Source organism: Vibrio sp. GJ43-1 (assembly GCF_055808835.1).
Map to the genome: position 1 here is coordinate 2,624,035 of NZ_CM147884.1, position 23,539 is coordinate 2,647,573.

A 23,539-nucleotide genomic window follows, 5' to 3' on the forward strand; every position below is an offset into this window, starting at 1 on the left:
TGACTCACTGTCATTTTGTCTACTATGGCTGGAGCAAAGACAGTGCCAACATCATAAAAAAGAGGGAAAGTAATTTAAAAAAACATTAATAAACAGCAATTTAAAATACAAAACACGCAAAACCACCAATAAGAAACATGTCACCAAAAATACAACCAACATCGATTTTTGAGCACTTTTAGTGCATTTACCTCCAAAACAGTGCATCTACTCAACTTTATCCCAACAATTCACCTAAAACACCCATATACCACTTTAGTGGTATATGGGTTACTATATGATTTATATGACGTTTATTTTAAAAAATGCTTAGAGAAGCACTTTTAAGTGATATGGCGCGGAACTTGCTCTCTTATACATATAGTGGATTAACTCTGAACTGAGAGGGAAAGTTATGGATGATGGTAGTTGGACTAAATCAACATGCCCGTATTGTGGCGTCGGATGTGGAATAGAAGCACGACCTACCGCGAAAGGATTGCTAGAAATAAGAGGGGATAAGTCTCATCCATCAAACTATGGCAAGCTTTGTAGCAAAGGTATTGCGCTAGGTGAAACGGTGATTCAAGATGGACGAGCACGTTACCCACTCTTCCGTTCACAGACGAAAGTAGCCACGAATCGCAACGAGATCGCTAATCAGACACACGTAGACACGATCAGTGATTGGGAGACCATCACCGAACATGTCGCGACACAGTTTACCCGCACCATTGATCAATACGGCCCAGACTCCGTCGCCTTCTATGTGTCAGGACAACTGCTTACCGAAGATTACTACGTGGCAAACAAGCTGATGAAAGGCTTCATAGGCAGCGGTAATATCGACAGTAACTCGCGGCTATGTATGGCATCGAGTGTTGTAGGCCATAAACGGGCATTTGGCTCCGATACGGTTCCCATCTGTTACGACGATCTAGAGCAGGCTGAACTGGTGATCATCACGGGCTCAAATCTCGCGTGGTGTCATCCTGTGTTATTTCAGCGTCTTCGCCTCGCAAAACAGCAAAACCCAGCCATGAACATTGTCGTTATTGACCCAAGAGAAACGGCCACCTGTGAGATCGCCGATCTGCACCTAGCCCTTAACTCTGGCTCCGATGTGGCGTTGTTCAATGGTTTATTGGCGTATCTTTATACTCATCAAAGCCTTAATTATGACTATATCGATGCGTATACCGACGGTTTTGATGCCGCGCTGAAGATGGCTAACACGGAGAAAAACACCCAAGAGATAACAGGGCTTGATTTAGAAAAGCTTGAGCGTTTCTATACATTATTTGCCAAGACTGAAAAGGTCGTCACCGTCTACTCTCAAGGCGTGAATCAATCCAGCCAAGGCTCTGACAAAGTGAATGCCATACTTAACTGCCACTTAGCGACGGGGAAAATTGGCAAACCTGGCGCAGGACCCTTTTCTGTTACTGGTCAGCCAAATGCAATGGGCGGTCGAGAAGTGGGCGGCCTTGCTAATACACTCGCCAGTCACATGGAGTTTGATAACCCGCAGCACCAATCTCTTATCCAAGATTATTGGCAAACCAGCCAACTGGCCACCAAGCCCGGATTAAAAGCCATTGATCTGTTTGATGCTATTGAGTCTGGAAAAATCAAAGCGGTGTGGATCATGGCGACGAATCCCGTAGTGAGCCTTCCTGATAGCCAAAAGATCCAAGCAGCACTGCGTCAGTGTCCGTTTGTCGTCGTGTCGGACTGCATCCAAGATACGGAAACGACCCAGTTCGCTGATGTCATCCTCCCCTCCCAAGGTTGGAGTGAAAAATCAGGTACCGTAACGAATTCAGAGCGACGGATTTCACGCCAACGTCGCCTCCTGCCAAGCCCAGGGCTGGCAAAACCAGATTGGTGGGTCATGAGTCAGGTGGCGAAAAAAATGGGCTTTGCCTCAGCGTTTAATTATTTGCATGAAGGACAAATTTTCAGCGAATACGCCACAATGACAACACTCGGCAATGATGCAGGCCAACGCGACCTCAACCTGATTGGTCTCACGTCGCTTGATGATAAAGGCTATAGCCGATTGTCCCCCCAGCAATGGCCTGTCACGGAGCGACAATCTGAGATCGTCAACCAACGTTTATTTAGCGATAATCAATTTTTTACACCCAACAAGCGGGCGCAATTTATTGCCGTTCGCCACCAGGCACCAAAAAGTAGCCCCTCTGTTGACTTACCGCTGATCCTTAATAGTGGGCGAGCTCGCGATCATTGGCACACCATGAGCCGTACCGGATTGTCCACCAGCCTAGCAAGCCACTCACCTGAGCCGTATGTCACGGTTCATCCCGATACCGCGCAACGCTTCGGCGTTAAGCATGGGCACATCGCCAGCATAAACAACAACCAAACAGCCATTCAAGCCCGTGTTCATTGTTCTACCGCGATGACACCAAACCAGCTGTTTATGCCGATACATTGGAATAACTCAACCGCCAGCAACGGTAAACCTTGTTCGCTCATTGAGCCAAACTCAGACGTTAACTCTGGTCAACCTGAATTCAAACACACGCCAGTATCCCTATCTGCATGGCCACAACGGTGTGAAGCTCTGCTCTTTAGCCAACACGCTTTGAACCTGAGTAATATCGACTATTGGGCGCAACAAAAGGTCGCCGATGGGTATTTGTACCGGATTGCGTCGCAGCAAAACCCAATGCAGTTGATCGTAGCACTCACGGATTACATGCATATAGAAGGAGAGAAAACACTATCGGTGGACGGGAGTGACGCTTCGCTTGGGTTTAGACAGGCACACCTGACATCACAATCGCTTCACTGCGCCTTCGTGGTAAAAACCACCCTTTCGGAGCTCGATATTGACTGGTTTATGACGCTACTTTCAGAAGCTAACAGTGAAGCCTTAGAAGAGCACTTTATGAAGGCATAGCGTAAGGTCACCAAGATGTTACGCAGGCGGTACAAGCAGCATCAGCATGATGCTGCTGCTGCCTATTGACTCGTGATGTTGGCGTGAGTCCACGTAACACCCTGATGTGGGTTGATACCGTTCACGCGTTAGGGGCCTTCCATAAACCATCATTAATCGAATTAAAATTCAAAGTAAAATAGATCACACAGACACATTTCTGGACATTTTCGAGTTACAAAACTCTGCCATATCATATTTTTGAGCTACGCGTAGTTGCCCCTCGTCTAACACAAAGAACTTGGGTAGTTATGCTCTAGAGTCTGAAAGCAACCGTTTCATGATTGCAAGGAAGATATAAATAATGAAAACCCAAAAAATAAGTGAATAAGAAAACCTAGACCAAAAAAAGTATAAGTATCAAACTTCCCATTATAAGAAACAAAATTAAACGGGTAGCCAATGATTCTCTCTGGACTAAAGAACGCACTAAACTGAGCAGCGATAGCGATAGTGCATAAACTTACTTTGGCGATAATACGCTTCATCTTTTGAGTCAAAACCATTCTATAGAGGCCCATAACTTTAAATGACAAGAGACTTCACTCTTAATCATGCAACTGATCATGTCAACTCACAAAGGTCGGGTGGACGACACTTGTTGCCAAGTGCCATAATGCATAGAATAGTTTATGCCCAACATATCCGTATACCTGTTTAGCAACGCAATGACGGTAATAGTTAGCCCAACCCCGTAATTTCGGATTTATCAGTTTGATAAGATCATTCACGGGGATTGTTGCGTGCTTTTTGATGAGTTCATGCAGGTTTCTCAAGAACAGCAAGAGTCACTACCATCAAGGTCGGGGATATAACCCCTCCTTGCGGCGTACCCTCGTCGGTGCGATAAAACAGCCCTTTATCCATAAAGCCAGACTTTAACCATTGTTCCAACATACGTTTATCAATGGCGATATTGTTTAAAAGCCATTGATGCCCAATTTTGTCGAAGCAGGATTTAATATCTCCTTCAAGAACCCATTTTGCAGATTTCTTCAGAGCTAAGCATTTGAAGCACTGATCGACGGCGTCAGCAGTGCTACGGTTAGGTCTAAATCCATAACTGTTTGAGTCGGCATGTGTTTCTGACACTGGCTCCAATGCAAGTAAATGGAGTGCTTGCTGCGCTCTGTCTATCATGCATGGGATCCCCAGCGGTCTGAGTTTGCCATTCTTTTTGGGGATGTAGATACGCTTGAGAGGTTTGGCTTGATAGGCCTTTCTACTCAATTGATTGACTGCTTTCATGCGGCGTGTATCTGTATTCCAGATGACACCGTCTATTCCAGCCGTTTTACTGCCTTTATTTTGTGATACTCGCTTCACAGCAAGAAGCTTTGCTGAACGAGAATGAGTCAGTGTCCACTGCAACGCTTTCACTTTGCCGTGTTTACTTTCTCGTGTTGCCTTTGCGATACGCATCTGAAGCTTTAACACATGCAACTCAATGGATTTCCAGTCGATTGACTGCCATTGAGTGCTGTCAGGAGAGGTACTAATCTCGGTTGAAATCATCATTTGCATTTCTCCTTGAATAAAGTTCTTCAAATTCTCTCGCAACGGGAGACCAGTTGGAAGTGGGCTCACTTTCGTGATCAGACACAAGTCTGTATCTGCATCGTTACAATACAGCTTCGCTTTTTCCAACCTCCTCTACCTGAACCACTATCGGCCACAGAGGTTTTCCCATAGGGAGTGATACAGGCTTACCCTGTTCCGTATGTTAGGTAAATGTCAGCTTAGATGCCCACTCTAGTGCGGAGAGTACTCTGATCACGAAAGGGCAATGCCCAACTCCTTTCCGACTCTCATTGCCATTTTGGCCACAGCGTATTAACCACTTCCGCTGCTTCATCGTATAACGCACCTTAAATGGATTCACATACGTTCATCATACTGACTCCCTTGCACTTACCCGAATTGTGGTTTTCAGGAGGAACATTCTCTCACGATTCTGTTCCCACTAAGCCTAACGGCTAAGTTTCGTTACATTGTCGGATTCGCTACTTTATTCAGAATCCTAGGGTCATCTGGTGATACAGATGGTTCACTCTTTTCGTGGTGAACAACGCTTCATACGACTTCAGGTCGCACGGGCAATTTCAAGTTACGATCGTTTGTGCTCTTTGATTATTCAGATTTCTTGAATTATTGCATACAAGAGAACTGGCCAAATACCCTCATCAGTTACAAACCAAGTACAGCGTGCCACAGTTATATGTGACACGCCCAACTAATGATTAGGTAGTACTACTGATGAGTATCTGTCCACATAGGCTGTGGAATTAGTTCAAATCGAGTGTTGCTGTTATAGCCCATACATGAGTATATATGGTAAGGCGTCATACTACCTCCGCCTTTGGAATCCAGGCAGTAGCCATTCCCCCTGTCGCCCCCACTATAACTATGCCAATTGGTAAAACTCCCATTGGGTTTACTACTCCAACGTTCACTTGTTCCGCCATCACAATCCCAAATGTGCACATCTTTGGTATTCCCTGCTTTACCACCTTTAACATCAATGCAATATTTAGAGTGCCCTTTTGGCCTCAGTTGAGACTCTGCGGTATAAACAAACTGTTGATTATTCGAGTTTGTACAAGGATATGATACCACCCGAGTGCCATTTTTATAATTTGCCCCCTCCACATCTAAGCACAAACCGTTGCTCTTATTTTTAATTGAGAAGAAGCCTGGTAATGATCGCCTAACGCCTACAAATGGGATTGCACCACTCCACGTTTCTAGTTGGCTCGGGTAATCTTTTTGACGGTTTATGAATTGAACACCATGTGCAATGGCAATGTGATTATATTCAAACGTCTCTGAGTGTACGGGTGAATTACCCCAGATATGCATCATCTGGTTGTTATTTGCCACTTCATTGGCAACATTTTGATAATGCTTACTCTGGCTCATGTTGTTACAAATAAACCTTTGAGAGCCTACACTGCTTAAACCGTCTAACATCCCACCTACTTTCACATGACCCATCGAACTCCCTTCTGGGCACATAAAAGTTGACGGGTACACACCTTTATTATCAATAACCCAATTATACCCATACCAGAAGTTTTCATTCTTAGAGCCAATTTTACCTCCGGTCAGTACAACAATGATTTTCCCCGCCAAGTCGCGAACGAGTGGCCAATCGTAAGCCCTAGTCATCGCTCTTACATTACTCGAAGGGCTTGTTGCCCATTGTGGATTATGTTGTCTAGCCAATGGCAATAAGTGATGATTTAAGTAATCTGAAAAACGGTATTGATGACTGCCTAAATAATCCCCTATCCAATGATCAATCATCCCAACTTCATCCCAATTCCATGCCCCTGCAGGATCCCAACTCACTTTTAAATCAACCAAAATCACGATGGGATAGTCAGGGTTATTATCATTGACCCATTGAATAACATCATCGAAGCAATGTCCTAAGCGAGTGTCGCCAGTATTCGAACAGTTCTTATTACCCGGGTTCATACTGTGAGAAACGTAAGGCCCCTTAGCTTCATTTTCCCACTTTCCCCTATCAATAATATCGAGTTCAATTGCGCCCATACCAGCGTCTAACCAGTCGGTTAGTCTATCCCCATAATCTTGCGTATTGTGTTGCTGCATATAGTAGATATCACTAAATCTATCTTTATTAGGATCAATATGGTTTGCTCTAAGATCATTACCTAACGCCGTTGCTGATAACATCAATACTCCGACCCCTACAATCAAGTTACGCATAATTCCTCCTTTTGCACACGCATTCACTTACCAACGAAGATACTGCCTAATTATTAAGCATTCGTGGCACTTGCATGAAAGTTAACTCTAGACATTGAGATCTTCTAGGAAATCGTAAAACTGCTTAAAATTCAGGAGAATAACTATCTAACACTTACCTGTCTCGTCTATGTAACTAAAAATCAACATTCCGGTCATCTCACCGTCACGGGTTTGTCATGCTCATAGACTAACTTAACAACCAATCAAATGAACACGCGTGCAATCATGCATAACTTATTAAAAAAGGAGAACGTCATGTTCCGAAAAGCAATCATTGCCTCGGCAATTATCGCCATAACACCATTAGTCACTGCTAGTGAACTGGTAATTGCAAGTCGCGATAGCAGCTATGGCGAAGCCATGGAATTTGTCGTGAGTGAGTACAACAAGGTTGCGCCAGAGACGAAGGTAACCTTGGTTAAACGCCCAACCAAAGGGTTGTATGAAAGTACAGTTCTTTCCATGCGTGAACAAACTGGTCATTACGATGTGATCCTTATGGACGATACGTGGGCACCTGAATTTTTAACCAACCAATGGTTAGCACCACTGTCTAGCTCGGTAGAGGATACTGACTTTGTTCAAGCGTCATTTGACATTGGCCGCTATCCAGATGCTAGCGGCCCAGCTTATGCGATGCCTATGGTGGGGAATGTAGCGATGTTCGCATGGAATCGCGCAGAGTTTGCAAAGCATGATCTTTCAGAGCCAACATCATGGACAGACGTTCTCAATTCAGCAAAAACCATCAGTGAATCAAGTGACACTAACGGCGTGGTTTTTCGTGGGGTAAAAGGCAACCCTATCGTGACGGGTTTCCTACCAATACTATGGGGATATGGCGCTGATGTGGTCGACGAGAATGGCCGCTCAACTCTCGACTCTAAAGAGGCCGTTGAAGCTTTAGAAACCTTCCTTGCTATGAAGCAGTTTGCACCAAGAGGCGTCGATGTATACAACGCTGATGAAGTGCGTGATTCCTTACAAAAAGGCACTGCGGCAATGGCGATTGAAGTGTGGCCAGCGTGGGTGCCTAACCTAGATAACGCAAACGTTTCCAACGTTGTGGGCGACATGGAAATCATGGCACCGCCAGCAGAAGTCGGAAGCCCAGCTCCAATGCTTGGTATATGGCAGCTCGCCATTCCTTCGGACTCGAACAACAAGCAAGAGGCTGAGGCGTTCTTAAAATTTGCAACCAGCGCCGATATTCAAAAAGCACTAGCTCTCGACTACGGCATGCCTCCAACGCGTAACAGCATTTACTTTGATGACGATGTGGTGAGCAAGTATCGTTGGTATCCACAACAGGCCAAAGCACTCTCTACGGGTAAGGCGCGCCCTAGAATTCATAACTGGGCCGAAGTTGAAAGTATCTTAGGTGACTTCTTACAGTTAGCGATGATGGGGCAAATGACGGCAGAGCAAGCCCTTAAGCAAGCTCATACACGCATCAATCGTGTCGTTAAATCGTAATTACTCATAATGAATGTCATCGGTATTGACCAGTGTCGTTGATACCGCTGGCTGCTTTTAGGCTTTTATATGTTGTTTGAAAATCGTAACCAGCTCACTGTGTTGCTGCTCCCTGCAGTACTCGTGCTTGGTTTACTCACTGTCTACCCAATTTTATCGGTGCTTTACAATGCGTTCTTCAGCTTAAATAACGAACGTGGCGGCTATCAATTTATTGGTTTCGCGAACTTCAACGAACTCTTCGATGACTTCTTCTTTATCGCTGCGATAAAGAACACGTTCGTTTTTACATTAGTTGCCTCAACCGCTCAGGTTCTGCTTGGTTTGGCGTTAGCCTTGCTGTTTCATCGCCACTTTCCTGGCCGAAGGTTTGCCTTGCCCATCATCATCTACCCGATGATGATCTCCACCTTGGTTTGCTCGTCGATCTGGCGCTCTTGGTATCACTATGATTTCGGCCTGCTGAACGCCGTTTTGGTGTCAATCGGTTTGCCTGCACAAGAATGGCTGTTTAACCCAGACTTAGCTCTATTTGCCATTGCAATTGTTGATACTTGGCAATGGACACCAATGGCATTTCTTATTATTCTCGCTGGACTGCAATCAGTGCCGAAAGACATCAACGAAGCCGCAATGGTCGATGGTGCAAAAGGCTGGAGATCGACGTTCTACATCACCTTACCACTCATCCAAAAACAAATATTACTGGCCTTTCTTCTACGCTCTATCGACACCTTTAAGCTATTTGACAAGGTTTACGTGATGACAGGAGGAGGCCCAGGGAACGCCACCGAAACGCTATCTATGTTTGTCTACAAATATGGTTTCCGATTCTTTGACTTAGGAATGGCGAGCGCCTCATCGCTAGTCATGCTTGCTATCTCACTCTCTATGACTCTTATCTACGCCAAACACGTAATGAAAGGAGGAAAATAATGAATACACGCCTTCATACCTTTTCCGTCTGGTCTGCAACTAGGTCTGTTTTTACTTCCCATTATTTGGATGTTCGGCACCGCCTTTAAATCGCCTGCGGAAATCTTACATTCTGGTGCAGCGCTATTACCTTCCACACTGACTATCGAATCCTTTCTAAAGGTATGGAAAGGGGATCTATTTACCCTAATCAGTAACACGGTGTTGGTATCGCTATCTGCGACGGTCGTTTCCGTTATTGTGGCGTTCTTCGCTGCCTATACGTTGGTTCGATACCGTTTTCCAGCCAAACTGGATACCCTGTTTTTGTTGTCAGTTCTAATCATCAAGATGATGCCGCCGATAGTGGTTGCTATTCCGCTGTATTCATTAATGAACCAACTAGGATTGCTAAATAGCAAGCTCGGACTGGTACTGGCGTATCAGGTTTATACCCTGCCCTTTTGTATTTGGATGCTGTTGGGCTTCATTCGTGACGTCCCTCTAGAGATTGAAGAAGCAGGCTCAATGGATGGCGCTCATTTGTTCAAGCGTCTTCAATATATTGTATTTCCACTCTGTGCCCCAGGTCTGGTTGCGACGTCTATTTTTGCCATGATTTTGGGATGGAACGAGTTTTTATTCTCACTTCTTTTCGTGCACACACCGGACAAGTTTACCATCCCGCTGTTCATTTCTAACTTCATGACAGAAGACGGCACTGCGTGGGGCGAGCTTATGGTGATAGGCATTATCTCCTCTGTTCCTATGCTTTTTCTTGCCAGCTATATGCAAAAATATCTACTGCGCGGCTTTTCGATGGGCCTGAAATAAGGAATTAATCATGACGAAACTACAACTAAAAAATATCCATAAAACCTACGGTGACCATACCGTAATCCCTGAAGTCAACTTAACCATCAACGACGGTGAGTTTGTCGTGTTTGTCGGCCCATCAGGCTGCGGTAAATCGACACTTCTTCGTATGATTGCTGGTTTAGAAAGTATCACCAAGGGCACCATGATTCTCAACGAGCAGATTTTGAATCGCGTACACCCTTCTGAGCGTGAAGTGGCGATGGTATTTCAGTCCTACGCCCTCTACCCGCACATGACGGTGAAAAAAAACATTGGTTTTCCGCTAAAAATGGCAGGAGAGTCCAAAGAGAACATCGATTCTCAGGTGCAATCCACAGCCGAAAGTCTACAACTCACTTCGCTTCTCGAACGTTTACCAAGTGAGCTCTCTGGCGGGCAAAAACAAAGAGTAGCTATTGGCCGAGCCATTGTGAGAAATCCAGAGCTTTTCCTATTTGATGAGCCGCTGTCTAATCTAGATGCAAAATTGCGTAGTGAAATGCGCCTTTACTTGAAACAGTTACACCAAAAGCTCAAGTCAACTATGGTTTATGTAACCCATGATCAAGTTGAAGCCATGACGCTAGCGGACAAAATCGTGGTGCTCAACAAAGGAATGATTGAGCAAATAGGGACGCCTGAAGACCTGTATAACAGGCCACAGAACAAATTCGTTGCATCATTCATTGGTTCGCCAGTCATGAACTTCCTGCCAGCTGAAGCCTATGAAGTTCTCACTCATCAAGGCTTAGCACCTAAAGGGGCAACATCTGTCGGACTTCGCCCAAGCCAGGTTTGTGTCGATGCCAATAATCCAAGTTGCACAATGACCGTAGAAGTGATGGAGCCGCTTGGGTATGCCCGCCTCTATTATGGGCATTTAAACGGTTCAGCCTTCATTGTAGAAAGTGATGAGCGGTATGACGTGGGTGACGCTCTGCCTATCAATCTGCCTGATTCAGTGCAACATTGGTTTGACGACAACAAGCAACGAGTATTCGATGTAGAGGTTTCTCATGCCGCATGATTTTAAGGTACATACGCTTGGGGTTGGAGATGCCTATGATGGAGAGCACACCAACGCCAGTGTTATCGTCAAGCAAAGCGAATTCACACTATTAATCGACTGCGGCCCGACCGTGCCAGCCGCCCTATTTCGCTGCAATTTAAGTTGCCATGAACTCGATGCCATCTACATTACCCACTCGCACCCCGATCACTGCTTGGGGTTAACCACACTGCTGAATTGGATGGACTCAAAGCAGCGTTCACGACCAATCAAACTCATTGTTCAACGTGAACAAAAGGCGATTATCGAGCCTTTGGTTCATTTTGCACACTGGCCAGTCGATACCTTGGGTTATGAGATTGAATGGTGTGAGAGTGAAACATTAACGACGATTGGACCGTGGGATGCTCAAACCGCGCCAACGCAACATGCCGTCAGTAATTTGAGCCTGCATTTGACCTCTTCCCTAGGCCATCAACTACTCTACTCTGGTGATGGCCAATTGACAGGGAAGAGTCTACAGCTGGCCTGCGAGAGCGATCTAGTCTTTGCAGAGTGTGAGACGATCGCACCTCATATTAGTCACGGTTCATGGACACAACTCTCCGATGTTAAAGTTAAATCGGGTAGTCAGTGGAAGCTCTATCATATTGAACCTGCTGTGCGCTCGCCGCTTTCAATGGCAACCCAGCATAGTTCTGAGTTTGAACTGGCAAAAGAAGGTGAGATTCTGGTTGCTATCAATCATTGGAGAAACAGCAATGTCGCTTAATCAAATAGGTTCGAACTTCTCAAGCTCAAATCAAACTCAACCAAGTGATGATCTTCATACCATGTTAAACACCGTCATAGAGATTGCTAATGACGCCGCTACCATTGCAATGACATGGTTTAACAATCGACGTCATCTGTCAGTGGAATCAAAAGGGCACCACGACTGGGTATCGGAAGCTGACCGAGAGGTAGAACAGTTCATTCGCCAAGCTCTAAGCCAGGTTTATCCCACGCATCACTTCTTTGGCGAGGAACTTGGTGGGGAGTTAACCGCTCCTTGCTGGGTAATAGACCCCATTGATGGCACGACGAATTTTCTCTATGGGCATGGCGATTTTGTTATTAGTATCGCCTTCCTAGACCAAGACGGCGTATGTCTTGGCGTGATCGCTAACCCAATACAAAAGCGAGTAGTCGCAGCTAGTCGTGGGCAAGGAGCCTACGAAATTAAAAATGGAGAGACCCATCCCTTAAGGCCAAGGCCACTTTCACACAAAGAACTGGTTATTGGGCTCAATCTTAATTACAAACCAAAGGTTACCGAAGGCTACTTATTCAACACAGAATGGCTCATTGAGAACGGCGATCAGGTTCGTGTGAGTGGCTCTGCAGCTTGGTCAATGACACAAGTTGCCTGCGGAGAGCTAGACGGATGCTACATGGGACACGTGTATATTTGGGATGTACTCGCAGCCCAATTAATCTGCGCCGAAGTAGACTTAGCGGTAGCCCCGCCACTCACCACCACTTATACTGGCCCAATGTGGGCATGGCCCAAGGGTCTAGACTGGAACAATTGTGCCAGCCATTTGGTGGCCACGATATAAACCAGAAAATTCGAAAGGAGTCCGTTTATTAATAGCACGAATAAAGCCGTTACTGCGCTAGATGTTGCCGAGTATGTTGGCGTCTCTCGATCAGCCGTTTCAAGAGCATTTACCGAAGGTGCGAGCATTCAAGCTGACAAACGTGACCGAATTCTTGAGGCAGCAAAGACACTGGGCTACCAACCCAATTTCTTTGCTCGAACCTTGAGTACCCAGCACAAAAAAAACGGTCAAACTTAGTTGCCATACTGATCAGCGATTTTTCAAACCCGTATCAGTCGCATTTGTTTGAGGTCCTCTCCAACATACTTCAGAAAAATGGCAAGCAGCCTATGCTGCTCAACGTTAAGCACGAGCAAGATTTAGAGCAAGCCATATTACGCATCTCTGGTTATCAAGTTGATGGCGTAATTGCTGTCGCGGGATCTCTCCCAGTCGAGGGATTCGAGCAATGCCTAAGGCTCTCTTTGCCTCTTGTTACACTGGGACGAGCAGACGAACGAGGCATCATTCCCTCTGTTCAAACCGACAATATTCAAGCTGGTCGCCTCGCTGCTGAACACTTGATTCGCCTAGGCATAACAAAGCTAGGATTTATTGCGGGCCGACAAGACGGCTCAGCCTCAAATGAACGCTATCAAGGTTTTAAAAGCGTCGTAGAAGAGCAGCTTGGCTTTACCCCACAACGTTTGTGCGCACAAAGCTACGGTTATTCTGCAGGTTTTGAGTTAGCCATCCGAGAGATAGAAGTAATACGAGATCTTGACGGTATTTTTTGCGCATCAGATGCACTCGCCATGGGCGTCTTAGACAGCTGTCGCGATATTGCTCGTATCCCGGTGCCAGAACAGTTGCGAATCGTTGGTTGCGATAATGTTCCCCAAGCGGCGTGGCAAGGCTACCAACTCACAACCATTGTCCAACCAGTCAATGAAATAGCCAAAACCGTAATGGAAAAGCTCAATCAGATCTGGTCGAATCACCACGATACTCAAATCTACACCCGAGTTTCTCCCATATTAAAGGTGCGCAGAACCTGATCTGGTGCCTATTCCGACGTGTTTAAGAGAGACTCCTAACGCGACGTTATATGCCTGTGATCAAAAAGTCGATAGCAGCGATGATCTCATCTAAAAGTGCTTAAATCGTTTACTGGCTCACGCAGAAGTTTTTGTCGGTATGCTAGCCAACTGGTGGGTGAGAATTACGAAATCACCTTCATCAATATGAATGACTGGACAAAGATGACTTGGTGCCTTTTTCTCTAGTAAGTCGGACGGTGTCAACGGAATAACCAACTGTAGTGAATTATCAAATTTTGCCACATAGATAGAGTTTTTTGCATGAGAAAAAGTCACTTAAATTGCAGGGTTTGAAATTAGGCTCAATCCTACTCTGGCACACTATGGGGGAAAAATAATTTAGACCAACCACGCCTACCCGTTAAACCCGCAGTGAGAGTGTCAGGATATGCGCATGACTTTATGGTTTGGCTCCGACTCTGTATCAACCTCTGACCAACCCAGTGATTGATACAGGGCTGGAACATTTGTGTATGCATACAGACCAGATTTAGAGGGGTTGAGTTGTCTTTGAGCATATCGAATCAACTGGCTTGCTATTCCTTGCCCACGGAAGTCACACCTAACATAGACGGCGTTAAGCCAAACGACTTTATGAGTGCATCCCGGCTCTTCAAATAGCGAAAAAGCTAAGCCACCCACTAGCTGACCGTCTGATACTGCAGCAATGGGTAATGGCACTTCTGGATTTGAAATGCCTAAGTCACTCTCCTTAAAGTCAGACCATTTAGAGTGAAACATGAGCGCTAAGGCACTAATTAGCGGCGAGTTTTCATCAACTTGCAACAAGCTGATTTTAGGCATCATTCATTTAATTCCTTGGAAAATGAATAAAACGATGAACATGACGGCAGGCACAATAGCGAGTAACCAAAACGAGCGCTCTGGTTACTCAGAAGGCAGCCCGCTAGCGCCTAGATAGCCGTTTGCTCAAATAATACGGCAAACTGCTATTCATGACTTAGCACGTTTTCAAAGGCTGGCTTAAATCCGTCATATAAGTGTTACGACAATACGCTGACCAATACGATTCAGCTTTTGACACGGACAATGAATAATCGCCTGACATGGTGAACAGTGCCGCGGCTAGCGTTGCCACGACGGTATTAGCCATGAGTTGCCATTCTTCTTGCGGCGTCTCAAACGGACAATATTTCGGTACTTCTCTGTCCTGCATGGTCTCTTCAATATAGGTTGAATGCACCGAATCGCCTTCTACCCACCACACGGTTTGACTTACCTTAGGGTTAAACTCCGTTTCCCCTGACTGTCCTTTAAAAGACAACATACGCTTGTATTCATGTTCACTGCCCGCATGACGAACGAGTAAGTGCTCGATTTGTGCATGTAACTCTTGAAAACCTGGATGAAAGCTGCCTCTCATTCCATAGGGGGCATTTGCCGGGTTCAGTGCTCTTATCACTGTATTGATAGGCGTTCTTAATCCGTAACGATGCTTCCAATCTAGCATTCGCTTCGCTAATGGCGAAACGTGACTCAACGGTAAATAAGCGATATTTTGCTGCGCTAACATTTGCCCAGCATGCTCAATGTCGTCTGCTTTGGTGATATTGAGTGACGACAGGCAATCGCGAGCATGAATACGCTCACTTTCTTTATCCAAATCGCCATGGAGTAACACTTTTACGCCATTTTCAGCGAGAATACTTGCAGCCAATAAATGCCAAGGCTTACCAGACGTTTGGCCAACTCGCTTACCTGCGTATAGTGGCCAGTCGAAATCGGCTTGTACCTGATGATTCTTCGGCTTCAGTGCCTCCACAAAACCTGCGATTTCTTCGGCAGTTTCATCTCTCACTCGAATCAGCATTAACAACATCGCCACTTGATCATCGTCGATCTTACCCTCGACATATTGCTCCATAACCAATCTGGCTTGTTCCTGCGTTAGTGGGCCTCGACCTCGTGAGCCTCGTCCAACGGTTCTGATACATTCTTTAATAATCGACAAGTTCATTCCCTATCTTGCGTTTAGTGACACTGATAACCTGATTGTAATTCAGCAAACGCGACTCGTAACCCTAATTTTTGACTCACCGCTAAAAATGCCCATTTCGACAGTCACTTAGCAACCAAATATTGAAAATAGTAAGCTTGCGTTACGTCATCTTATTCGTTTTTCTCAAAAACTAGACGTCAAACACTCGGAAAAACCGTCACACTAATTAATGTTCACGGAAGAATAACGCCAACCAACTCAAGGAAATCGTCAATGAAAAAGCAATCCCTACTCCTCTTAACCTATAGGCCTCACTTCATTGTCTGCAACCGAGACATTCGGTGTTGAAGTGCCATTTTCTGACGACTTTCATCAACTCGACGATCAACGTTGGTTTCTCGCTCATGATTGGGAGAATGGCTTTCCGTTTCTCAACCGTTGGCAAAATAGCCAAATCGATTTTGGCCCTGAAGGGATGGCTATACATTTGGAAAACACCGAAGACAGTCATGGTTACTTAGATATCGTGTCCGGTGAAATACGAACGCTCGACTTTTATGGTAATGGTTGCTTTCAAGTCGACATGAAACCTGTCAAAGCGGATGGAGTGATCAGTGCCTTTTTCTTATTCAGTAAGCCCTCATGACCAACCTGACGGGGGCAATGGTTTACACAACGAAATTGATATTGAATTTCTCGGTTCTAATACCAACCTTGTTCAATTCAACTTCTGGACCAACGATGACAATTACCAACAGAAAAATGAATATATTCACTATCTAGATTTTGATGCCGCTGAAGACTTTCATACCTACGCTATTGAGTGGAATCGACGCGCAATCCGCTGGTTGATTGATGGTCAAGTCGTCTATAAAGTCAGACACTCAAAGCGACTGCCGATTCCGATGAAATCCGATACTAAACTCCGAGCCATGATGAACGTATGGGCCGTCAACCCAGAAATCAGTAATTGGGCTGGACAGTACAGCACTGAGATAGGCATCAAACACTCAGCCTACTATCGAAACTTTCTTTACAAAGCGTCTCGATGTCACCAATAGTATGGCGACGATTGATCCCACGCCCTATGCCATAAAAGTGAATCACTCTATAATGCGTGCGTACCCTTTATGAGAAAGCAAAAATGCCGACCAACGAAATAAAATTTATTGCCTCCGATATGGACGGGACCTTGCTTAACCCACAAGGAAAACTTGATACCGATTTCTTTAACCTACATCGTCAACTTAACGATAACGGCATCATATTTTGTGCGGCTTCAGGTCGTCAATACTACAGCCTATTAGAAACCTTTGCGCCAATCCAAGACCAGATGATGTTCATCGCTGAAAACGGCACACTGGTCATGCACCAAGGTAAAGAGCTTTACAGCTGTGAAATAGAGAAACACGCTATTCATCGTATTATTAGCGAAGTTCGCAAGATTCCTAATGCGCATATTGTACTTTGTGGCAAGCGAACGGCTTATATAGAAACACAGGATGAGCAGGCGCTTGAAGAAATGGCGAAATACTACCATCGCCGTGAATCTGTCTCCGATCTACTCAGTGTTGAAGACGACTTTATTAAGGTCGCTATTTGTCATTTTGACGGCACAGAACAACATGTATATCCCGCTATAAATCAAGAGTTTGGCCATGATCACCAAGTCGTGGTGAGTGCCAAAATCTGGCTTGATGTGATGAATGTCGAAGCCTCAAAAGGTACAGCGATTCGTCATCTCCAAAAAACGCTTGGCTTTACGCACGAACAAACCATGAGCTTTGGTGATTACTTTAATGACGTTGAAATGCTGCAAGCTAGCTATCATTCTTACGCCGTCGACAACGCCCATGAAAAAGTCAAAACGTTCGCAAAATTTAATGCACCAAGCAACGCCGAACAAGGTGTACAACAGGTGATTAGTGCGTACTTAGCCACGCTTAAATAGCGTGGCAGGCTCTACTATTGCGTATAAACACATTGCGCATAAAACTTGCGTATAAGAATGTTGCGTATAAGAATATCGCGCACAAAAAAGGCACGGTTAACCGTGCCTTTTTTGTCATGGATATTAATGCTTTTGGCTCAATCTTCTTGTTGCCATCTTGATGCTGCTTGGGCGTCTGACTCTCTTGAATCAACCCAGCGCGTCGACTGAGTCGTGCGTTCTTTTTTCCAAAAGGGTGCTTTGGTTTTCAGATAATCCATCACAAACTCGCACGCTTCAAACGCCGCACCACGATGCGCACTCGATACCCCAACAAACACGATTTGATCGCCTGCGTCCATATCACCAACACGATGAATCACACGGATTCCGTTGAGTAACCAACGGTTTTCAGCTTCATCACAGATCGCTTCCAGTGACTTTTCCGTCATACCTGGATAGTGCTCGAGTGACAGCCCCACGACATCGTCTCCCAGATTCATATCTCGAACCTTGCCGACAAACGTGACCACAGCGCCTGATGCGGTACCTTGAGCTAATGCATCATACTCTTCACCCACGTTAAAGTCGTCGGCTTGTACTGCTACTCTAGGATTCATATTAGCCACCCGTTACAGGAGGAAAAAGGCAATTTCATCACCATCCTTCACCGCTTCAGTCATCGCAACAATATCTTGATTACGCGCAGCCAGTAACTTGCCACTTTCAAGAGCAAGTGACCACTTACCTTCTTGATTGGCTAAATGGGCTCGTACCGCTTCGATGGATGAAAACTCACCTTCAAGCTCGACGCTGTCAGTACCTAGCAACTCGCGTGTTTGTGCAAAAAACAGTACTTTAATCATGATTCCACCTTGAAATGTCCCGACTTGCCACCTGTCTTTTCAAGTAAGCGAAGCGTTCTCGATCACCATATCTTTCTGCACAGCTTTACACATGTCATAGATCGTCAAAGCCGCCACAGACGCCGCAGTGAGGGCTTCCATTTCTACGCCAGTTTTACCCGCCAGCTTACACACAGACTCTATACGAACTTTGTTTTCGGCTTCGATTGCTTCTAGTTGAACTTCAACCTTGGATAGCAGCAACGGGTGACATAGCGGAATAAGATCCCATGTTTTCTTCGCTGCTTGAATACCCGCGATACGGGCAGTCGCAAACACGTCACCTTTGTGATGATTTCCAGAAGTAATCATCTTTAATGTTTCAGGTGCCATGTGAACAAACGCTTCTGCGCGAGCTTCGCGTACGGTTTCTGCTTTGGCAGAAACGTCCACCATATTGGCTTCGCCTGACGCATTAATATGAGTAAACTCTGACATTCCAGCTCCCTTAGATACTTAGATGTGGCATAAAGTTACAAGGGCGGTGGCTCGCGTCCATCTGCTGCTTAATAATTTTCGTCCAACCAGTACGGCAAGCACCTGTTGAACCTGGCATCGCAAAAATCACCGTGTGATTCGCAAAACCTGCAATAGCGCGAGATTGGATTGTTGAAGTCCCAATTTCTTCATAAGAAACTTGACGGAATAGCTCACCAAAACCTTCCACTTGCTTATCAAACAAAGGAACCAAGGCTTCTGGCGTGCTATCACGTGATGTAAACCCTGTACCACCCGTGATCATCACGGCCTGTACCGATTCGTCGGCAATCCACTGAGAAACAATGGCGCGAATTTGGTAGATATCATCGATAACAATTTTCTTGTCTGCAAGGGTATGACCTGCGTCTTGCAAGTTCTCAACTAAATAGCGACCCGATGTATCATTGTCTTCTGTACGTGTGTCAGAAACGGTTAACACTGCAATGTTAGCAGGCACAAATTTGCTTTCTGCGTGACCCATGATTTGTTCACCCTATCAAAATTTATTTATCATTTATGGAGCGGCTAGAGGCTAGCCGCCAATTGAGCTTAAGTGAGGTGTCATTCCAGAATTTCCATCCTGTAGAAAATGACTCACTGATTTCGTTTGCAGTTGCGCTTGAATGCGCTCGATCAATGCCTGTTCTTGAGTGTCTTGTTGCAACAAGTCGCGTAACTCTACGCCATGCTCGCCAAACAGACACAAATGCAGTTTGCCCATGGCAGATACTCTTAGGCGATTGCAGCTTTCACAAAAGTTCTTTTCATAAGGCATGATTAAACCAATCTCGCCACGATAGTCTGCGTGCACAAACACTTGAGCAGGACCATCGTTTTCACTTCTGGCTTTTAAAATCCAACCATTAGCAATGAGTTGATTTCGAATATCAACACCGGATACATGATGCTTTTGAAATAAGTCATCCATCTCACCCGTTTGCATCAGCTCAATGAATCGTAACTGAATAGGACGATCTTTGATCCAACGAAGGGAAAGCAGGAAGCTCTTTGGCATTGAGATCTTTCATCAAAACAACGTTTACCTTGACTTGGTTGTAGCCAATTTCAAGGGCACTGGTCGATACCTTGCATCACGTCGGTGAACTTATTTTCACCCGTTATTTGATAAAACATACGAGGGTCAAGACTATCTACGCTCACGTTAATGTGCGTTAGACCAGCACTCTGCCATTGATCGACCTGTTTAGCCATACGATAGCCATTCGTCGTCGTCGCAACCTTGACAATACCTGGCGTATTGGCAACGGTTTCGATAATCTCTGGAAAGTCTTTTCTTAAACTAGGCTCACCATAGAGTGATCCTCACTTTAGACGTACCACAGTCCGCAAACGCAGTGACTACGCGCTTGATTTCTGGAAGCGTCAGAAGAAATGCGGTCGTTTATGACCGGGCGGCTTATAGCCATCAGGGAGGCAATAAGTGCATTTAAAGTTACACACATCGGTAACAGACAAGCGCAAGTAATAAAACTTGCGATGGAATTTATCTTCAAATTGTTGCGCCACGGAACACCTTTCCAAATACGGGAGGCAAGATCATTTCCAATCCTGCCCTGGTGACAACTTGTCACTGGCTCTAGAGGCGTATCTTGGCTTATACCAGCGAAGACTTAGCGTGTAGAGGCTCGGAGTTATGGCAATCTTCGCTATTTTCACGAGGACAGCTTTACGAGTAAAATACTCAATTACAGTATGGTTTTCTACCTCTAATGTAAAAAAACCTTACATATTCATCATTTTTATTGTAGCTGAGTATATCAGTTGAACAAATTACCTTATCTTATATAGATAAAATAAATCATAAAAGAAGAATAAGATGAGCATATATTCATCAAACAAAGTCGTGGCAATTGGCGGCGGTCATGGGCTAGGACGTATGTTGGCAGCATTGGCTGATTTTGGTTCAAACGCAGCGGGAATTGTTGCTACAACCGATAATGGTGGCTCCACTGGTCGTATCCGTGACTGCCAAGGTGGCATAGCTTGGGGCGATACTCGCAACTGCATCAATCAGTTGATTACAGAGCCCTCTATTTAGCTCGATGATGTTTGAATACCGCTTTCGTGGTGCCGGAGAGCTTAACGGTCACAATCTGGGCAACCTCATGCTCACCGCTCTCGATAACTTGTCAGTTCCTTGTTAGAAGCCATCGACTTAATCCGAAGCATGCTGAAAGTTGACGTGAATATTATTCCCATGTCTGAACACCCTTCTGACCTTACCGCGCTATCGGTCGAAGGAAGCTGGGTCACTGGTGAAACCTCCGTCGATGAAATGGAGCAAGATTTACAACGCTTAGACTTAGACCCGATCGTGCCCGCAACAAAAGAAGCGGTGGAAGCCATATTGCAAGCGGATTGCATTATCCTTGGTCCAGGAAGCTTTTTAACCAGTATCATGCCGCCGTTGCTACTCGCGGACGTTAGCAAGGCAATGAATCAAAACAAGCATGCGAAAATTGTTTTTGTTGAGAACTTGTCACCAGAATACGGACCGGCAGGAAGAATGACGTTGAAGCAAAAACTAGAGTGGTGCGAGCGCGCATTACAAGGGCGCAAGCTAGATATTATTCTTGGCGAAGAAGCGCACCCTGAACTGATCGACGACTGGCCATGCATCACACGACCGCTTGCTTCACCCAATCGAGATTGGCGCCATGACCGTGAAAAGTTGAAACACGCTATCACCTCGCTGCTATCAACTGAGTCAAGCCGCGCTGGCGGAAGTGATTGCGAACGTGAGACCTAGATGCTTTTCATCTAGGTCTACCTTTGATTCAACCTAAACCGTTTCAATCTAAACCGTTCAAAAATTCGATATATTGCTCATGCGTTGCTTGTAAATGAGTGAGCATGACATCAATACGATGTTGATTGATCGCTAGTGCCTCTCCCTTTGCCTCGCTATCAATAGCGAGTGCGAAATCACATAACGCCTCTGCACCAAAACTCGCCGCACTGCTTTTTAACGCATGGGAAATGTCTTTCATGCACATCACTTTCTCACTCGGTGTCCCCGTCGTTAATTGGGTTTGATAAGTCACGAGCTCACCAGTAAAAATGCCAAGTAAAATAGGCAGATTATCCATACCTATTTCAGAACCTAGTTTTTTCACTTTATCGTGATTCATATAATTCATGTGTTTTTCTCGCTGGCATTCCATGCTTGAATTTTTCTATAAAGAGTGGACGGGCTAACACTTAAATAGCCCGCTGCTATTGGGATATTGCCGCCACAGGCTTCAATCGCTTGTTCAATGATCGCTCGTTCACTTTGATATAGCGGAACAATATCTTGCGGTCGAAAAGTCGTGCTAACGATAGGCTCAATGGCCTTCACTTTCACTTCTACGGGAATATTGAGCGGCGGAGGTAGCATACCCAATAAAATCTCCTTACCTTGATTGAGCACCACCACGTTACGCAGGACATTTTGCAACTGCCTCACGTTGCCCGGCCATTCATATTGAATAAACCGATCAATAACATCAGGAGAAAAACGAACAAAGCTCTTACCTTCCTCGTGCGACATGAAACCAAGCAATGAGTACGCGATTTCAATGACATCTTCACCCCGCTCCCGAAGCGGCGGCAAATGCAGCGGTATCACATATAACCGATAGTACAGATCTTCACGAAAACGCCCTTGTTCCACCTCCTTCCATGGATCTCGGTTTGTCGCAGAAACAAACCGGACGTCACTTTTTTCATTCGTGACGAGCCGACTTTTTGAAAAGTTCCGGTTTGAATAAAACGCAACAATTTAGTTTGAAGCTCTAAATCCATTTCACACAATTCATCAAGAAACAACGTGCCACCATCGGCCAGCTCAGCCGCACCTTGGCGATCGGTCGCCGCTCCGGTAAATGCACCTTTAACGTGACCAAATAACTCACTTTCTATCAGATCTTTAGGGATGGCAGCACAGTTAATCGCAATGAATGGTTTATCACCACGTCGACTGGCGGCGTGAATTGCTTCCGCGCACACTTCTTTGCCAGTGCCACTTTCACCAGTGATGAAGATACTGGCTTTGCTGGTCGCCGCGGAGTCGATAGTACGATACACCGCCTGCATTGTCTGACTACTTCCAATAAAGCCTTGGTAACTTGGACTACCGGTTTCATTCAGTTCGTCTCGTCTTTTTGACGCTTTACGAATCGCATTATTCACCGTGACACGCAATCGGTCTGCTTCACAAGGTTTGATTAAGAAGTCTTGCGCGCCATGTTGCATCGCATCCACAGCGATATCGATGGAACCATGGGCGGTCATAAAAATGACCGGCACGTTAGGGTTCACTTCGCGAACGGCATCAAGAACATCCATTCCGGTCATATCCGGTAGACGCAAATCGAGCAGTATTAAATCCGGAGTGCGGTGAGCAAGACTATGGATGGCATCTCGTCCATTGCCGACGATATTAATATCAATACCTAGCGGTGTCAGATATGAGCGATACAGCGCGGCGACGGAGGCGGTATCTTCTACCATTAAAAGATAACGAGATTTAGGCTCACTAATAATCTGCTGCATAATTCCTAACTAATATCGTGAAAGACGAGTACAGGCTAAGCA

Annotated in this window: 18 protein-coding genes, 7 pseudogenes and 1 riboswitch; of the genes and pseudogenes, 13 read left to right on the plus strand and 12 right to left on the minus strand. The window is 45.4% G+C overall.

Translation table 11 applies throughout. From position 1 onward, the window contains the following. Positions 1 to 394 precede the first annotated feature (394 nt). On the plus strand, positions 395 to 2,908 hold the full coding sequence (locus AC0L66_RS12525) for a molybdopterin oxidoreductase family protein (protein WP_473567538.1): 2,514 nt from the start codon (positions 395 to 397) through the stop codon (positions 2,906 to 2,908). A gap of 620 nt (positions 2,909 to 3,528) precedes the next feature. On the opposite strand, the pseudogene AC0L66_RS12530 reads toward AC0L66_RS12525, so the two are convergent. Both AC0L66_RS12530 and AC0L66_RS12535 read right to left on the minus strand, forming a co-directional pair. Next, a pseudogene (locus AC0L66_RS12530) lies at positions 3,529 to 4,465 on the minus strand (reverse transcriptase N-terminal domain-containing protein); the annotation flags it as partial. Positions 4,466 to 5,197: 732 nt separating this feature from the next. After that, positions 5,198 to 6,682, minus strand: a complete 1,485-nt coding sequence (locus AC0L66_RS12535; protein ID WP_473567540.1) for a ricin-type beta-trefoil lectin domain protein — start codon at positions 6,680 to 6,682, stop codon at positions 5,198 to 5,200. A gap of 297 nt (positions 6,683 to 6,979) precedes the next feature. Between AC0L66_RS12535 and AC0L66_RS12540 the strand changes: the two genes are divergently transcribed. The 8 genes from AC0L66_RS12540 to AC0L66_RS12575 all read left to right on the plus strand — a co-directional run bounded on the left by AC0L66_RS12540 (position 6,980) and on the right by AC0L66_RS12575 (position 13,623). Next, positions 6,980 to 8,200: an extracellular solute-binding protein gene (locus tag AC0L66_RS12540; protein WP_473567542.1), complete on the plus strand. Its 1,221-nt coding sequence runs from the start codon at positions 6,980 to 6,982 to the stop codon at positions 8,198 to 8,200. Between the two features lie 69 nt (positions 8,201 to 8,269). Next, the gene (locus AC0L66_RS12545) at positions 8,270 to 9,136 is read left to right on the plus strand and encodes a carbohydrate ABC transporter permease (protein WP_473567544.1); all 867 of its coding nucleotides are present in this window, start codon (positions 8,270 to 8,272) and stop codon (positions 9,134 to 9,136) included. Positions 9,137 to 9,205: 69 nt separating this feature from the next. Beyond that, positions 9,206 to 9,949, plus strand: a complete 744-nt coding sequence (locus tag AC0L66_RS12550; protein ID WP_473567545.1) for a carbohydrate ABC transporter permease — start codon at positions 9,206 to 9,208, stop codon at positions 9,947 to 9,949. A 10-nt stretch (positions 9,950 to 9,959) separates the two neighbouring features. Beyond that, positions 9,960 to 11,000 (plus strand): ABC transporter ATP-binding protein, encoded by a 1,041-nt coding sequence (locus AC0L66_RS12555; protein ID WP_473567547.1) that lies wholly within the window; start codon positions 9,960 to 9,962, stop codon positions 10,998 to 11,000. After that, on the plus strand, positions 10,990 to 11,754 hold the full coding sequence (locus AC0L66_RS12560) for an MBL fold metallo-hydrolase (protein WP_473567549.1): 765 nt from the start codon (positions 10,990 to 10,992) through the stop codon (positions 11,752 to 11,754). The genes AC0L66_RS12555 and AC0L66_RS12560 overlap by 11 nt, the downstream gene beginning before the upstream one ends. After that, positions 11,744 to 12,583: an inositol monophosphatase family protein gene (locus tag AC0L66_RS12565; protein WP_473567551.1), complete on the plus strand. Its 840-nt coding sequence runs from the start codon at positions 11,744 to 11,746 to the stop codon at positions 12,581 to 12,583. Before AC0L66_RS12560 ends, AC0L66_RS12565 begins: the two co-directional genes overlap by 11 nt. 27 nt (positions 12,584 to 12,610) lie before the next feature. Beyond that, positions 12,611 to 12,823 carry a LacI family DNA-binding transcriptional regulator gene (locus AC0L66_RS12570; protein WP_473569253.1) on the plus strand — a complete coding sequence of 71 codons (213 nt, stop codon included), beginning with the start codon at positions 12,611 to 12,613 and terminating at the stop codon, positions 12,821 to 12,823. A gap of 44 nt (positions 12,824 to 12,867) precedes the next feature. Continuing rightward, complete coding sequence (locus tag AC0L66_RS12575; protein ID WP_473567553.1) at positions 12,868 to 13,623, plus strand: substrate-binding domain-containing protein; 756 nt, start codon at positions 12,868 to 12,870, stop codon at positions 13,621 to 13,623. A gap of 46 nt (positions 13,624 to 13,669) precedes the next feature. Here AC0L66_RS12575 and AC0L66_RS12580 read toward each other — a convergent pair. The 3 genes and pseudogenes from AC0L66_RS12580 to AC0L66_RS12590 all read right to left on the minus strand — a co-directional run. After that, positions 13,670 to 13,884 (minus strand): annotated as a pseudogene (locus tag AC0L66_RS12580) (CcdB family protein); the annotation flags it as partial. Positions 13,885 to 14,046: 162 nt separating this feature from the next. After that, positions 14,047 to 14,472: a GNAT family N-acetyltransferase gene (locus AC0L66_RS12585; protein ID WP_473567555.1), complete on the minus strand. Its 426-nt coding sequence runs from the start codon at positions 14,470 to 14,472 to the stop codon at positions 14,047 to 14,049. Positions 14,473 to 14,626: 154 nt separating this feature from the next. Beyond that, positions 14,627 to 15,637 carry a glycosyl transferase family protein gene (locus tag AC0L66_RS12590; RefSeq protein WP_265675238.1) on the minus strand — a complete coding sequence of 337 codons (1,011 nt, stop codon included), beginning with the start codon at positions 15,635 to 15,637 and terminating at the stop codon, positions 14,627 to 14,629. A 307-nt stretch (positions 15,638 to 15,944) separates the two neighbouring features. On the opposite strand from AC0L66_RS12590, the gene AC0L66_RS12595 reads away from it, so the two are divergent. The 3 genes from AC0L66_RS12595 (at position 15,945) to AC0L66_RS12605 (ending at position 17,576) form a co-directional block, all read left to right on the plus strand. After that, positions 15,945 to 16,271: a LamG domain-containing protein gene (locus tag AC0L66_RS12595; RefSeq protein ID WP_473567557.1), complete on the plus strand. Its 327-nt coding sequence runs from the start codon at positions 15,945 to 15,947 to the stop codon at positions 16,269 to 16,271. Next, entirely contained in the window at positions 16,240 to 16,686 is a 447-nt protein-coding gene (locus AC0L66_RS12600) for a family 16 glycosylhydrolase (RefSeq protein ID WP_473567558.1), read from the plus strand. The genes AC0L66_RS12595 and AC0L66_RS12600 overlap by 32 nt, the downstream gene beginning before the upstream one ends. Before the next feature lie 83 nt (positions 16,687 to 16,769). Continuing rightward, positions 16,770 to 17,576 carry a Cof-type HAD-IIB family hydrolase gene (locus AC0L66_RS12605; protein WP_265675240.1) on the plus strand — a complete coding sequence of 269 codons (807 nt, stop codon included), beginning with the start codon at positions 16,770 to 16,772 and terminating at the stop codon, positions 17,574 to 17,576. Positions 17,577 to 17,713: 137 nt separating this feature from the next. Here AC0L66_RS12605 and moaE read toward each other — a convergent pair whose 3' ends face one another. The 5 genes and pseudogenes from moaE to moaA all read right to left on the minus strand — a co-directional run bounded on the left by moaE (position 17,714) and on the right by moaA (position 20,467). Further along, positions 17,714 to 18,175, minus strand: a complete 462-nt coding sequence (gene moaE, locus AC0L66_RS12610; RefSeq protein ID WP_265675241.1) for a molybdopterin synthase catalytic subunit MoaE — start codon at positions 18,173 to 18,175, stop codon at positions 17,714 to 17,716. Position 18,176: 1 nt separating this feature from the next. Then, positions 18,177 to 18,421 (minus strand): annotated as a pseudogene (gene moaD / locus AC0L66_RS12615) (molybdopterin synthase sulfur carrier subunit). After that, positions 18,418 to 18,898: pseudogene (moaC, locus tag AC0L66_RS12620) on the minus strand (cyclic pyranopterin monophosphate synthase MoaC). The pseudogenes moaD and moaC overlap by 4 nt, the downstream one beginning before the upstream one ends. Before the next feature lie 10 nt (positions 18,899 to 18,908). Then, positions 18,909 to 19,421: a molybdenum cofactor biosynthesis protein B gene (moaB, locus tag AC0L66_RS12625; protein WP_250616973.1), complete on the minus strand. Its 513-nt coding sequence runs from the start codon at positions 19,419 to 19,421 to the stop codon at positions 18,909 to 18,911. A 51-nt stretch (positions 19,422 to 19,472) separates the two neighbouring features. Continuing rightward, positions 19,473 to 20,467: pseudogene (gene moaA, locus AC0L66_RS12630) on the minus strand (GTP 3',8-cyclase MoaA). Beyond that, positions 20,456 to 20,604, minus strand: a riboswitch (molybdenum cofactor riboswitch). (Overlaps the previous pseudogene by 12 nt.) Positions 20,605 to 20,777: 173 nt before the next feature. Here moaA and yvcK point away from each other — a divergent pair. Beyond that, positions 20,778 to 21,710: pseudogene (yvcK, locus tag AC0L66_RS12635) on the plus strand (uridine diphosphate-N-acetylglucosamine-binding protein YvcK). Between the two features lie 43 nt (positions 21,711 to 21,753). On the opposite strand, the gene AC0L66_RS12640 reads toward yvcK, so the two are convergent. Together AC0L66_RS12640 and luxO are read right to left on the minus strand one after the other, a co-directional pair. Beyond that, positions 21,754 to 22,101, minus strand: a complete 348-nt coding sequence (locus AC0L66_RS12640) for an Hpt domain-containing protein (protein WP_473567561.1) — start codon at positions 22,099 to 22,101, stop codon at positions 21,754 to 21,756. After that, positions 22,098 to 23,497: pseudogene (gene luxO / locus AC0L66_RS12645) on the minus strand (quorum-sensing sigma-54 dependent transcriptional regulator LuxO). Before luxO ends, AC0L66_RS12640 begins: the two are co-directional and overlap by 4 nt. Positions 23,498 to 23,539 lie beyond the last annotated feature (42 nt).

Bases quoted from the DNA above. Each gene is read 5' to 3' on its own strand.
- moaE (WP_265675241.1), bottom strand. From the start codon at position 18,175: ATGAATCCTAGAGTAGCAGTACAAGCCGACGACTTTAACGTGGGTGAA.
- AC0L66_RS12605 (WP_265675240.1), top strand. From the start codon at position 16,770: ATGCCGACCAACGAAATAAAATTTATTGCCTCCGATATGGACGGGACC.
- AC0L66_RS12545 (WP_473567544.1), top strand. From the start codon at position 8,270: ATGTTGTTTGAAAATCGTAACCAGCTCACTGTGTTGCTGCTCCCTGCA.
- AC0L66_RS12535 (WP_473567540.1), bottom strand. From the start codon at position 6,682: ATGCGTAACTTGATTGTAGGGGTCGGAGTATTGATGTTATCAGCAACG.
- AC0L66_RS12540 (WP_473567542.1), top strand. From the start codon at position 6,980: ATGTTCCGAAAAGCAATCATTGCCTCGGCAATTATCGCCATAACACCA.
- AC0L66_RS12640 (WP_473567561.1), bottom strand. From the start codon at position 22,101: ATGAATTATATGAATCACGATAAAGTGAAAAAACTAGGTTCTGAAATA.
- AC0L66_RS12550 (WP_473567545.1), top strand. From the start codon at position 9,206: ATGTTCGGCACCGCCTTTAAATCGCCTGCGGAAATCTTACATTCTGGT.
- AC0L66_RS12585 (WP_473567555.1), bottom strand. From the start codon at position 14,472: ATGATGCCTAAAATCAGCTTGTTGCAAGTTGATGAAAACTCGCCGCTA.
- AC0L66_RS12555 (WP_473567547.1), top strand. From the start codon at position 9,960: ATGACGAAACTACAACTAAAAAATATCCATAAAACCTACGGTGACCAT.
- AC0L66_RS12560 (WP_473567549.1), top strand. From the start codon at position 10,990: ATGCCGCATGATTTTAAGGTACATACGCTTGGGGTTGGAGATGCCTAT.
- AC0L66_RS12565 (WP_473567551.1), top strand. From the start codon at position 11,744: ATGTCGCTTAATCAAATAGGTTCGAACTTCTCAAGCTCAAATCAAACT.
- moaB (WP_250616973.1), bottom strand. From the start codon at position 19,421: ATGGGTCACGCAGAAAGCAAATTTGTGCCTGCTAACATTGCAGTGTTA.
- AC0L66_RS12525 (WP_473567538.1), top strand. From the start codon at position 395: ATGGATGATGGTAGTTGGACTAAATCAACATGCCCGTATTGTGGCGTC.